The following is a 12,400-nucleotide window of genomic DNA, read 5'->3' on the forward strand; positions in this document are numbered from 1 at the left end:
TTATACCCGAAAAGGTTCCAGCGGTCAATTTTCCGTACAGAAAAACCCCCGGCACGGTTAGGCCGGGGGTTTTGGCTTTTGTATATCAGGCATTACGGTTATTCCACCGTGACGCTTTTTGCAAGGTTGCGGGGTTTATCCACATCGCAGCCGCGCAGCACCGCCGTATGGTAGGCGAGCAGCTGCAGCACAACCACGCCCGGGATCGGCATAAACAGATCGTCCAGCGCGGGCAGATCGAAGCGCCTTCCGTAAATTTCCGGGTCGATCTCAAGCCCCTTCTTGCCGATGAGCAGGACATCCGCGCCGCGGGAATGAACCTCTTTGATGTTGCTGACCATTTTGGGCAGCAGCACCTCCTGTGTGGCCATCGCCACCACAGGAACGCCGGGTGTGATGAGCGAAATGGTCCCGTGCTTGAGTTCACCCGCCGCGTAGGCTTCACAGTGGATATAGCTGACCTCCTTGAGCTTGAGCGAGCCTTCCATCGAAAGCGCGTAATCGAGCCCGCGCCCGAGGAAAAAGAGGTCTTTAAGCGCCTCGTAGCGCTGGACATAGGCTTTGATTTCATCGTCGAGCGCAAGCGCCTCTTTTGCCGCGCCGACCGCTTCGAGCAGGCCGTCGGTCAAATCGCGCGCCGTGTCCGCGCTGATTTTTCCGCCGCACAGCGCCAGCTTAACCGCGATCATGTACATCACCGAAAGCTGGACCGAATATGCCTTCGTCGAGGCGACAGCAATCTCCGGACCCGCGAAGGTATGGATGACATAATCCGCTTCCCGCGCGATCGATGAACCGGTCACGTTCACCACCGCCAACGTGGTTGTACCTTTCTGCTGCGCGAGCCGCAGGGCGGCGAGCGTATCGGCTGTTTCGCCCGACTGGGAAATCACAATTACCAGCGTGCGCTTTGAAAGGATCGGGTCGCAGTACCGAAATTCGGACGCGACGCTGCATTCCACCGGGATGCGCGCCAACCGTTCAATCAGATATTTCCCAACCATGCCCGCGTGCCACGCGGTGCCGCACGCCACAATCGATACCCGGTCAAACTGCTTCCAGAAACCTTCCGGAATGTCGTCCTGCCCCTCAAAGGAGGGCAGCCCGTCGAGGATGCGGGGATGCACCGTGTCCGCGAGCGCGCGGGGCTGCTCGTAGATTTCCTTAAGCATGAAGTGTTCATATCCGCCCTTCTGGGCCTGTTCCACCGTCCAGGAGGCGCGCAGCATCTCCACCGGAGCGGGGGAGCCGTCCGCCTGATAAAGCGCGATCCTGTCCTGAGTGACTTTCACAATCTGGCCTTCTGCGATGAGGCAGTAATCCCGCGTATACTGCAAAATCGCCGGGACATCCGAGGCGAGAAAGTTTTCCCCGTCGCCTTTGGCCGCGATCAGCGGACTGCCGAGCCGTGTGGCGTAGACCTCTCCCGGGTGGTCGGCAAAGACGATTGCGAAGGCATAGGAGCCTTCGAGAAGCGCGCACGCGCGCCGGATGGTACCAACCGGATCTCCGTCGTAGAGCGAATCGATCAGCTTGGCGGCGACCTCAGTGTCGGTGCGGGAAAGAAACTCATAACCCTTCGCGGCAAGCTGGCTGCGAAGCTGCTGATAGTTCTCGATGATCCCATTATGTACCAGTGAAAGCTTTTCGGTGGCGTGAGGGTGGGCGTTCACATCGGACGGCTCGCCGTGGGTGGCCCAGCGGGTGTGTCCAATCCCGCAGACAGCCCTTTCAACCGCGGGATTATCCTTCAGCCGGTCGGCAAGGCATTGCAGCCGGCCTTTCGCTTTGACAGTCAGGATGCTTTCCCCGGAAAAAACCGAGATGCCCGCCGAATCATACCCGCGGTATTCAAGCCCTGAAAGGGCATTCAAAAGGACGCTGGCAGCATGTTTCCTGCCGGCGTAACCAACAATTCCACACATAGAAACCTCTGATTTCTCCGCGCGGCTCAAATTGATGTATCAAAAGCCACCTGCCCGTGCCGCGCGGAATGCGGCGCAGGTGTAATCGAATGCAATTTCAACTTCCCGCTGTCCCCTTTGTCGATCCGGTTGCCCGGAAGTTTTCAGCAGACAGCTTCGCCTGGAAGCGTGACGGAGAGGCATCCGCCGAATTTTCGATCGCCTCCCACCTCGTCAACCGCAGAATGCGGTTCTGGCGCTTAAGAGTTCCTTCTTTTTCGTTATCCACCTCCCTAAATTTTTTTGGCAAACGGTCCCCCTTTCCATTTCTTTTGTGGATTCATTATAACAAACTCCGCCGTATTCGGCAAGTAATCCATTCTATGAGAAAAACACCCGAAATGCCACTCCCACGCATGGAATTTTCCCCCGGAACATGGTAAAATGGAAAAAACAGCTTTGGAAGTGATCCGCTATGGTTTATCTGCTGCGGGACGGCAACCTCCTGCCCGACGACCCGGCCGCCGCCGGGCCACGGCTGTGCATCGCGCCGCCCACAAAGCTCGCAGAGGCAAAAACACTGCTCGGCAAAAACGCGCCGCTGCTCGAACGGCTGCTTGAAAGCGGCGTTGCGCGGCATGAAAGCCGAGATCAGTTCGACTATATCTCGTTCGCCCTGCCCGATCTTGGCAATCTGCTTGCGCCGGCCGAACAATTCAGCGTCTGCCTGACCCATGATCTGCTGATCTTCATCACCGACGGCAGCCCCGAGGTCGACGCGGTCTTTGAGACGATCCGCTCGGAGGAATACCGCGTCACCGGCCTGGGGCAGGTGCTCTATCTGTTTCTCGACCGTCTCACCTCAAACGATTACCTCACGCTTGAAGCGATCGAGCAGGAGATTTCCGAACTCGAAGAAGCGCTCATCACCGACGAAAAAAGCTCCTGCATCCGGGAGATCGTCTCGCTGCGCCGCAGGCTGATGGCCCTCAAGCGGTATTACGAACAGCTCTTCACCATCTGTGAAGGGATTGAACAGAATGAAAACGGGCTGTGCGAAAAGGGCATGCTGCGCTATTTCCGGCTGCTCTCCCAGCGGATCAACCGGCTGGAAAATCATGTTCTGAATCTGCGGGACTACGTCACCCAGGTGCGGGAAGCCTATCAGGCGCAGGTTGATATCAACCTCAACCAGATCATGAAGGTGTTCACTGTGATCACTGCGATCTTCCTGCCGCTGACCCTGATCGCGGGCTGGTACGGGATGAACCTTGCCATGCCGGAATACCACTGGCCATATGCCTATCCGGTGGTCATCTGCGTAAGCGCCGCGGTTGTCGGGCTGTTCATCCTCTTCTTTAAGAAAAAACACTGGTTTTAAAAAAGGAGGAATCCAATTTGAAACGTTTTCTGACCGGCCTTCTGATTCTGTCGCTTGCCTTCTGCTGCGCCTGCTCGCGCGGCCCGGCGCCGTCCGCATCCCCATCCGCGCCGGGCCGGGAAAGCGCCCCCGCCCAAGCGGAGTCCGCCGTTCCTCAGGCCGATCTTTCCGCCGTTGCCGGAAAATACGTCAGCGAACCGGAAGGGGTGGATGAACAATACTGGCCAACCCTCACCCTGCGGAAGGACGGAACCTTCCTCTTCCGGGTAAACCTCTTCGCGGGAATGGGCCGGATCGAAGGGAGTTATCTCTTTCACGAGGCTGACAAAACCATCACTTTGCAAGTGGAGTCCCGTAATTTTGAAGGCGGGGTGATGGGGGAGACGATGAATGAATTCTATTTTGACGTTGCGTCAGACGAGAGCCTCATGTACCGCGGCAATGATGACCCGGAGCTCGAGCCCATCGGCGTGACCAATCCTTACGATCTCTTCAAACGCACGACGGAGAGCTCCTCCGCCGGGTAATCCCACATAGAAAGCGAAGCGGTCCGCCTTCCGGCGGACCGCTTTTTAATGCCAGGTTCCGTTCAATCCTTCACCCAGGCAATATCATTCCCTTTCAGGTAGACCATATAGCCGTTCGCGAGCAGGATGGGGGTGCCGCTGTCCGCGAGCTTCTCTTTGTTTTTGCCATTCCAGCCGCAGCGGTAGAGCCCTTTCTTGTCGCCGGACTGGTAATAGTACAAATGTTCCTTCGAGCCAAGCAGGGAATAGCGCGATACATTCTCGAGTGCAAAAGATTTCCGGGTGGCCGCGGTGACAATTGACACGCGGCTGGGGGTGGCCCCGAACGGGTCAAAGCTGGGCAGGCCGGAAATATAGTATTCGTTGGGGATTTTGGACGGCGTATTGCTCTGTTTAATCTGGTTGTTTTTGTTCACATAGTACCATTTCCCAGCGTCCGGATAATAGACCGTGCCGTTGTAGACCTCCGGCAGCCACTCATCCCCCTCGAGCCGCGCTGCCTGCGCAATATCCCCGCCGTCGAGCCCGCACCGGTAAAGCGTCTCATCCCCCTCCGGAAGGTAGTAGAGGAAATCTCCATCCACTTCGAACCGGCTGACCGGTTCGATCTCCAGCTTCGCGCGGCCGGCCCCATCGAGCTTCATCCGATAGACCGCGCGCCCGCCTGTTTTTCCGCCGAGGCAGTAGAAGATTCCCTTCGGTGTGACCCGCAGATTCGATACCGCCGCGTCTCCACTGCCGCCAGCCGCAAGCTTTACAAGGCCGGACCCATCCGTTTTCGCCTTGTAGACAGCGTTTTTGCCGTACCAGTAGACCCAATTGTCCAAAACTGAAAAGTCCGCGACGCTGTAGGCGTCCTTTTGGGCCGCCACGGTAATCCGCTCGTTTGTCGCCGGATTAATCCGCTCGATAAAGCCTTTGACCGCGGTATAGATATAGCCGCCCTGGGTCACCGTGGATTCGTTGATTTCCGCATTTGCAAGCTGAGAATAGGCGGCCTGCTCCGCAAACGCCGGAACCGCCGTCCCCAGCATAAGCAGCACCGAAAGAGCCGCTGCCAACCGTCTTTTCATACAGATCGCACATCCTTTCCTTCTGTCCATATCAAAAAGCAATCCCGCCTCGTATCAGGCGTTCTTTGCCTTCTTTGCTTTTCGGGCCGCCTTCGCGTCGCGATATTCCCGGCGCGCCTTTGCGATCGCGGCGCGCAGCTCGTCAAGCGACGCTTTATTGTGCCTTGGTTTCATGGTTGGGAATGCGTCCAGCATACGCCGGTGCAGCATATTGTGACTGTGGGTCAGTTCATGCAGCCGGTCGTGCAGAGAAAGGCTCTCTCCCCGCTCCAGCAGTGCGTCGACCCGTTCGGACAGGGACATCCCGCCAAATTGTTCGGCCGCGAGCTTCTTTTCGGCGATGACTGCCTCGGTGCGTTCACGAGCCTCCGCCAGCGCCGCCTGCAATGCATCCAGTTTGCCGGAAAGCTGCATCGCGGTGCGCACTGACAGGAAAAGATCCACCGCGAAAAGAGTGGTACAGGAGGAGGCCCACCAAACCAGCGCCACCAGCGAAAGCGACCCGACCAGATGCAGCACAAGCGGATGCAGCAGCTTGAGCGCGAGAACCGCCATCAGGCCGAAGATCAGACAGTTGGCCAAGCAGATACGGCCATGCAGATTAAATTTATGGCTGGAATAATCCCACCATCTGGTGTGGAACAGGGTTTCGAGCAGCCAGCCGGTAAAATATTCAATCGCGCTCATGAGCACCACGCTGCAAAGGTAAAGCAGCGGCAGATTATCCTGCACAGGGGACAGGCAGTAAACCACCGCCAGCGCGCCGCAGGCATAAACCGGAACCACCGGTCCGCTCAGAAAGCCGCGGTTGACCAGCTTATGCTGGCTGACCGAGCAGACAGTGCTCTCAAAGCACCAGCCGAGGAAGGCGTAGATGAAAAAGAGCAGGAGTATCCCGCAAAGCTCCACTGCCGTCATGTTTTGCCCCCAATTTTACCGTTTTATGAGGCGCGGCCGCAGGGCCGCGCCTCAGATAGTTGGTCTTTTTCCGTATCCTTTCCCGGAAAAATGAAAATTGTCCCGCCGTTTACATCTTGGTGCCGACCGCCAATTCGGGCAGGGAACCCGGCTCCGGCGCGATTTCCTTTTCCCGTTCAAGTACCAGCTTAAGCGCTTCGCGCAGCTTTTCCTCTTCCTCTTCGATGGCGGTGGCGTTCGCAAGCATCAGCTTGATGCGGTTTTCCTGGTTGATCTTGGTGGCGCCGGGGTCGTAATCGACCGCCACGATATTCGATTTGGGATTTCGTTCCTTGATGACGCGCATCATGCCCTTGCCCACGATGTGGTTGGGCAGGCAGCCAAACGGCTGCGTACAGACGATATTGGAAACGCCCGATTCAATCAGTTCAAGCATTTCGGCGGTGAGCAGCCAGCCTTCGCCCATCTTGACGCCGTGGCCAATATATCCGCGCACAAGATTGATGGTATGGGGGAAGTACCCGCCCGGTGAAAATTCGCCGTTCTGTTCGATTGCTACAATCACGTCCTCCTGCTTTTTGGTGAGCATCCGGAACACCTTTTCAAAAACCCACGCTTTGACCGCCCCCGGGCGGCCATAGAGCTTGTGATCCATGAGCTGATTGTAGATGCAGTAGAGGCAAAAATCCAAAAGCCCGGGGACAACCACCTCGGCACCCTCCGAAAGCAGAAACTCCTCAAGGTTGTTGTTTCCGAGCGGCGAAAACTTGACATAGATTTCGCCCACGACCCCAACCCGCACTTTTTTCTGGCTGTAGCGCGGCATCGCCGCAAAATCCGCAATGATCTTTTTGTAATTGGCGCGCACCTGTTTATAGCTCAGGAGTCCGCGCCCTTTCATCTCATTGGTCAAATGCCAGGCCCAGTGATCGACCAGCGCGTCGGTCGCGCCCGCTACCATCTCGTAGGGCTTGCACTGGTTTGCCAGCAGCATCAAAAGATCGCCGTAGCTGACCGCATAAAAAATCCGGTCAAGCATCATCGGAGAAAGGGTAAAGCCCGGATTTTTCTCCATCCCCATACTGAGTGAGATGACCGGGATAAAGCCGTAACCACTCTTTTGCAGCGCTTTGCGCAGCAGGTGGATATAGTTCGAAGCGCGGCAGCCGCCGCCTGTCTGGGTCATCAGCAGGGCGACCTTGTGGATGTCGTATTTGCCGGATTCCAATGCGTTGATGAGCTGGCCGATGACCAGCAGCGCAGGGTAGCAGGTGTCGTTGTGGACATTCCGAAGGCCGCAGTCCACAACCTCTTTGCCGCTCGTTTCCAAAAGCTCGACCTTGTATCCGTACTCCCGCAGGATGTTGAGCATCAATTTAAAGTGGATCGGCAGCATGGTCGGGACCAGGATGGTGTAATCCTTTTTCATCTCTTTTGTAAAGACTACGCGCTCTTCCTCAGCCATGGACGCCCACCTCCTTTGCCATGCGTTCCCGTTCGGCAACCGCCTCCAGGAGACTGCGGATGCGGATCTTTACCGCACCCAGGTTCGAGATCTCATCGATCTTGAGCTGCGTGTAGAGTTTGCCGCCGTCCTCCAAAATCACGCGCACCTCGTCGGTGGTGATCGCATCGATGCCGCAGCCGAATGACACGAGCTGCACCAGCTCCATGTCAGGCTGGGTGGTGACGTATTTGGCGGCGTTATAGAGCCGGGAATGGTAGGTCCACTGGTTGAGGACATGCACCTTGACCGGCTCAACCAGATCAGCCACACAGTCCTCCGAAACCACTACGATCCCAAACGAGGAGATCAGCCGGTCGATACCGTGGTTGATCTCCGGATCGATGTGATAGGGCCGTCCGGAAAGCACGATGATCTTTTTGCCGTGCCCGCGTGCGTAATCGATCGCGCGCCGCCCTTCGGCCTTCACATCCCGCATCCAGGCATCATAGGCCTCATATGCTGTTTTGGCAGCGTGCCGGACCTCATGGAGCGTGAGCGTTGGGAACGACTTCCACAGTTCTCCATAAAGCTTTTCTCCCATTTTGCGGGGGATGTGGATGCCCACATGCGGATAGATGAAATTGACCGGCTCCTGCGAGAGTTCCGCGACATTCGCGCGCAGCAGCTCCGGATAGTAGGCGACAACCGGGCAATTATAATGGTTGTCTCCCTTTTCCTCGTCAAAATTGTAGGTGAGACAGGGATAAAAGATGTCGGTCACACCTTTTTCGAGCAGGTTCTCAATATGCCCGTGCAGAAGCTTGGCCGGGTAGCAGACGGTGTCCGACGGGATCGAAAACTGCCCTTTGGTGTAGGTTTCGCGGGTGGAGATGTCTGAGAGCACGACTTCAAAGCCCAGATCACTGAAAAAAGCATGCCAGAACGGCACGTTCTCCAGCATATTGAGTCCCAGCGGCAGACCGATCTTCCCACGCCGCCCGCGCACCGGCGCGAGCTCTTTGATTTTCTGGAGCTTGTAGCGGTAAAGGTTCGGCAGGGTATCCACCGTGAAGTTGCCAAGGGGGCGCTCGCAGCGGTTTCCGCTGATAAACTTTTTGCCTTTTCCGAATGAATTGACCGTCAGGTTGCAGTGGTTGGTGCAATGCTGACAGATTGCCGATTTGGAAGTATGTACGAATTCCCTGAGGTCTGCCGCTGAAATCAGCGTGGACTCTGCGAGTCCCAGCTCCTTTGCGTAGAGCGCGGCGCCGTAAGCGCCCATCAGTCCGGCAATCTCCGGACGGACCACATTGCGCCCAAGCTCCATCTCAAACGCACGCAGCACCGCGTCGTTCAGAAAGGTGCCTCCCTGCACCACAATGTGTTCGCCGAGTTCGGCGGCAGACGAGGCTCGGATGACCTTGTAAATCGCGTTTTTGACCACCGAGATCGAAATGCCGGCGGAGATGTCCTCCACCGAAGCGCCTTCCTTCTGCGCCTGTTTAACCGACGAATTCATAAAAACGGTGCAGCGGGAACCAAGGTCGACCGGATATTTTGCCAGCAGTCCGAGCTTGGCAAAATCCGCAACCGTATAGCCCATCGATTGGGCGAAGGTGCCGATGAACGAACCGCAGCCAGACGAGCAGGCTTCATTTAACATGATCGAATCGATCGAATTATTGCGGACCTTGAAGCATTTGATGTCCTGGCCGCCGATATCGAGGATGAAGTCGACCAGCGGGTTAAAATGCCGGGCGGCTCTCAGGTGGGCCATCGTTTCGACCAGCCCCGCGTCGACCGAAAAGGCGTTTTTGATGAGATCCTCACCATAGCCGGTCGCGGCCGAGCCCTTGATTTCGATGCGGCCCTCGCACCTCGGCAGCAGGTATTCGAGCTGCTCCTTCACAATCTGGACAGGATTTCCCCGGTTGGCGCTGTAATATTCGTAGAGGATTTCCTCCTGTTCGCTCATGAGCACCAGTTTTGTGGTGGTGCTGCCGCAGTCGATGCCGAGATAAGCTTCCCCCTCGTATTCCATAAGGTCCCGTTTCTCGACTGTGTCGCGCGCGTGCCGCGCGCAAAACGCCTCATATTCCGCTTTCTCCCTGAAAAGCGGGTCGAGCAGCCGGGAGGCACGCACCTCATTGGTGGTGTCCTCAATCTTTGCAACCAATGTTTCGTAATCGATCGGCTGGCTGGTTTTTTCCGCATAAAGCGCTGTCCCCAGCGCAACCGCGAACCGCCCCATCTCCGGGAATACGGCGTTTTCGGGCGAGAGGTGCAGCGACCGGACAAATTCCCGGCGCAGGCCTTTGAAGAAGTAGAGCGGGCCGCCCAGGAACAGCACCTTGCCGGTGATCCGCCGTCCCTGCGCAAGGCCGGTGATCGTCTGGTCGACAACCGCCTTGAAGATTGAGGCGGCGATATCTTCCTTGCGCGCGCCCTGATTCAGGAGCGGCTGGATGTCGCTCTTGGCGAATACGCCGCAGCGGGACGCGATCGTATAAAGTTTTTCGCTCCTGAGCGAAAGTTCATCAAGCTCGGTAGGCGTCACGTCGAGCAGCGTCGCCATCTGGTCGATGAACGCGCCGGTGCCGCCCGCGCAGGAGCCGTTCATCCGCTCCTCGAGCCCGCCGGTGAAGAAGATGATCTTCGCGTCCTCTCCGCCCAGCTCAATCACCGCGTCGGTGCCGGGCTCCATCGTCTTGACCACCTCGCCGGTGGCAAAGACCTCCTGGATGAAGGGCATGCCCGCGGATTTCGCGACGCCAAGCCCCGCCGAGCCGGAAAACGCAATCGTGAACGGCTCGTCACCGATCGCTTCACGCGCGTCGCGCACGAGTTCCAGAGTCTTCTGGCGCACCTGGGACATATGGCGCTCATACCGCTGGTACACCATGTTGTTATTCTGTACCACGACAATCTTGACCGTGGTGGAACCGATGTCGATTCCAATTGTCATTCCCATTCAATTCTCCCTTTCTATTCCGCCGTTTTGGGCGGCAAAAGCGCGGCGGGCCGGATATCCCGCAACGCTATAATATCAGCTATTTTATCTTATCACGAATCATTTTTCCGGTCAATTTGTTTTCCGCCTAAAAAACAAGAAAATTCTACGAATTTCGTATGCTTTTGGCAATTTTCCGGCAAACTCTGGGACCGCTTCCATACAATATATCCGCACGGCTTCCTGAAAATACCGTCCCACAGGCATAACCGGCTGAAAAACCGACCATACTTTTAGAACGTAAGACCTTCCAGATTTTGATTCCAAAGGAGAAAGCATATGAAAAACGCACATCGACTGTTATCTGTTTTACTTTCCGTCATCCTCCTGTCCGCCGCATGCGCGGGCTGCACCAAAAAGGAATCAGGCGGTTCGTCCTCCGGCACCGCGTCCGGTGGGACAGGAACCCCCACCGGGACGCCGGAACTGTATATCTATTCTTCCAAAGGCGAGACCGCAACCCAATTTGAAGCAATGTGTAAAGCTTACGAGCAGGAAACCGGCGTGAAGGTGCGTTCCTTCTCGATCGGTTCCGGCCAGGATCATATGGAAACCCTGCGCGCAGAAATGCAGGGCAAAGCCGCCGACCAGCCCGCCATTTTCACCATCCAGGGCTATAAGGAGCTGATCGAATGGCGCGATTCAGGCGCGGCCTATAATTTCGAGAAGGCCCCCGCCGGCGCTTTCAAGGACATGGTGGATGCAATCCCGGAAAATATGCGTCTGACCACCGACGGCGCGGACAGCTATGGGGTGCCTTATAACGTGGAGGGCTATGGCTACATCCTCGACCACCGGATGCTCGCAGACCTGATGGACGCGGATGAAACCGCTGTCTTCAACGACCTGGTCGCTTCTTCGTATGACGAGTTCGCAGCTTTTGTACAGGCGGTTGACGCCTATATCAAGGCACCGTCCGCTGCCAGCGTTACCCTCAACGGCAACAGCTATGCCTTCAAAGCGGAAAAATCGAATCTCGCCAATAATCTGACCGGCGTGTTCGCGGTCGCGGCCAGCGAAAAGTGGACCTATGGCGATCACATGGTCAACGTCGCGCTGAACGCGGTCTTCCCGAACGTGGCGTCCGCCGCCAACGCAACCGATGAACAGCTTGAACAGCTGCGCGGGCCGATCCGCGATTTCGCAAAGGCGCTTGACCTCAAGACCACCTATCTCGCCGGAAGCGACGGCCCGACCGCACGCGGACAGGATTTCATCGTTGCGACCAACTACGGATATGACCCGACCCTGCAGCGGTTTGTCGACGGCAAGGCGCTCTTCATGAAAAACGGAAACTGGGTCGCACCCGCGATTGCGAATCTGGATGCGGACATGGCAGCCCACCTGACCTTCGTGCCGGTCAAACTGCCGATCACCCAGGAGGAAATCCAAGTGGAGGGGCTCACGGTCGAAAAATTCAACTCTTCGATTCCGGTTTTTGTCCCAATGTATTATGCGATCAACGCGAACAAGGACATGGCGACCATTGAGGCGGCCGAAGCATTCCTTGTCTGGCTGAATACCTCTGAAACCGGCAAACGCTATGTGACCGATGAGTTCGACTTCATCCCCTACAATGCCGATCCGTCAACCACCGAGCTGAACAATGCGCTTGGCAACAGCATTCTTGCCTATATGGAAACCGGCCACACGCTGGCCGCGCCCTATCACGGCGCGCCCGCCTCCTGGGGCGGCGACACGGTTGGGCTGGAGTTGATGGAGAACTATCTCACCAAGCCCGCCTGGACCGATGAGGATTACGATGCGATCGCGGACTTCGCCATCACCAAGTGGCGCGACATGCGCGGCTGATTTTCGCGCCCTTCGCGCGCCCGGGGAGTTGCCTCCGGCGGTCCTCTTTCTTGCTCGTGCAAGAAAGAGGAGAAAGAACACGCGCGGGGAGTCCCCGCGGCCCCCGCCGCCGCTGGTTGCTTCGCAAAGGCGGCGGCTCCCTTAGGCTTCGCAACCTGCGCCGCGGCCGCTCCCAATAAAACGGCCAGCTCAGGACTGAACGCAGCGCTTTGCGCTCCCAGCGCGCGGCCACAGGGGGGATTCCTTCCAAAAGGGAACGAACGATGTTTCGGGAGGGCCTGCAAACACTTTACAGGCGAGCCGTATCGGCTCCAAAGAGACGGTCCGC

General features: G+C 57.1%; 9 protein-coding genes. 3 read left to right on the forward strand and 6 right to left on the reverse strand.

All coding sequences use genetic code 11. From position 1 onward, the window contains the following. Positions 1 to 98: 98 nt before the first annotated feature. Together glmS and DWV16_RS07775 are read right to left on the reverse strand one after the other, a co-directional pair. Positions 99 to 1,925: a glutamine--fructose-6-phosphate transaminase (isomerizing) gene (gene glmS, locus DWV16_RS07770; RefSeq protein ID WP_118478577.1), complete on the reverse strand. Its 1,827-nt coding sequence runs from the start codon at positions 1,923 to 1,925 to the stop codon at positions 99 to 101. A 97-nt stretch (positions 1,926 to 2,022) separates the two neighbouring features. Then, positions 2,023 to 2,214 (reverse strand): hypothetical protein, encoded by a 192-nt coding sequence (locus DWV16_RS07775; RefSeq protein ID WP_118478579.1) that lies wholly within the window; start codon positions 2,212 to 2,214, stop codon positions 2,023 to 2,025. A gap of 165 nt (positions 2,215 to 2,379) precedes the next feature. Between DWV16_RS07775 and DWV16_RS07780 the strand changes: the two genes are divergently transcribed. After that, a complete protein-coding gene (locus DWV16_RS07780; RefSeq protein ID WP_066455881.1) occupies positions 2,380 to 3,285 on the forward strand; it encodes a CorA family divalent cation transporter in 906 nt (301 codons plus the stop codon). A gap of 17 nt (positions 3,286 to 3,302) precedes the next feature. Beyond that, on the forward strand, positions 3,303 to 3,812 hold the full coding sequence (locus DWV16_RS07785) for a hypothetical protein (RefSeq protein ID WP_118478581.1): 510 nt from the start codon (positions 3,303 to 3,305) through the stop codon (positions 3,810 to 3,812). Positions 3,813 to 3,874: 62 nt separating this feature from the next. Here DWV16_RS07785 and DWV16_RS07790 read toward each other — a convergent pair whose 3' ends face one another. The 4 genes from DWV16_RS07790 to DWV16_RS07805 all read right to left on the reverse strand — a co-directional run bounded on the left by DWV16_RS07790 (position 3,875) and on the right by DWV16_RS07805 (position 10,221). Then, on the reverse strand, positions 3,875 to 4,885 hold the full coding sequence (locus tag DWV16_RS07790) for a DUF5050 domain-containing protein (protein WP_158572819.1): 1,011 nt from the start codon (positions 4,883 to 4,885) through the stop codon (positions 3,875 to 3,877). A 54-nt stretch (positions 4,886 to 4,939) separates the two neighbouring features. Continuing rightward, positions 4,940 to 5,803 (reverse strand): putative ABC transporter permease, encoded by an 864-nt coding sequence (locus DWV16_RS07795; RefSeq protein ID WP_066455876.1) that lies wholly within the window; start codon positions 5,801 to 5,803, stop codon positions 4,940 to 4,942. Between the two features lie 109 nt (positions 5,804 to 5,912). After that, on the reverse strand, positions 5,913 to 7,268 hold the full coding sequence (locus DWV16_RS07800) for a 2-hydroxyacyl-CoA dehydratase (protein WP_066455873.1): 1,356 nt from the start codon (positions 7,266 to 7,268) through the stop codon (positions 5,913 to 5,915). Continuing rightward, positions 7,261 to 10,221: an acyl-CoA dehydratase activase gene (locus DWV16_RS07805; RefSeq protein WP_066455871.1), complete on the reverse strand. Its 2,961-nt coding sequence runs from the start codon at positions 10,219 to 10,221 to the stop codon at positions 7,261 to 7,263. Before DWV16_RS07805 ends, DWV16_RS07800 begins: the two co-directional genes overlap by 8 nt. Positions 10,222 to 10,539: 318 nt before the next feature. On the opposite strand from DWV16_RS07805, the gene DWV16_RS07810 reads away from it, so the two are divergent. Further along, entirely contained in the window at positions 10,540 to 12,072 is a 1,533-nt protein-coding gene (locus tag DWV16_RS07810; RefSeq protein ID WP_118478585.1) for an extracellular solute-binding protein, read from the forward strand. Positions 12,073 to 12,400: the final 328 nt, after the last annotated feature.

Origin of the sequence: Anaerotruncus sp. AF02-27, assembly GCF_003465835.1 — a bacterium.
In the GTDB taxonomy this organism is placed as follows: Bacteria; Bacillota; Clostridia; order Oscillospirales; family Ruminococcaceae; genus Anaerotruncus; species Anaerotruncus rubiinfantis.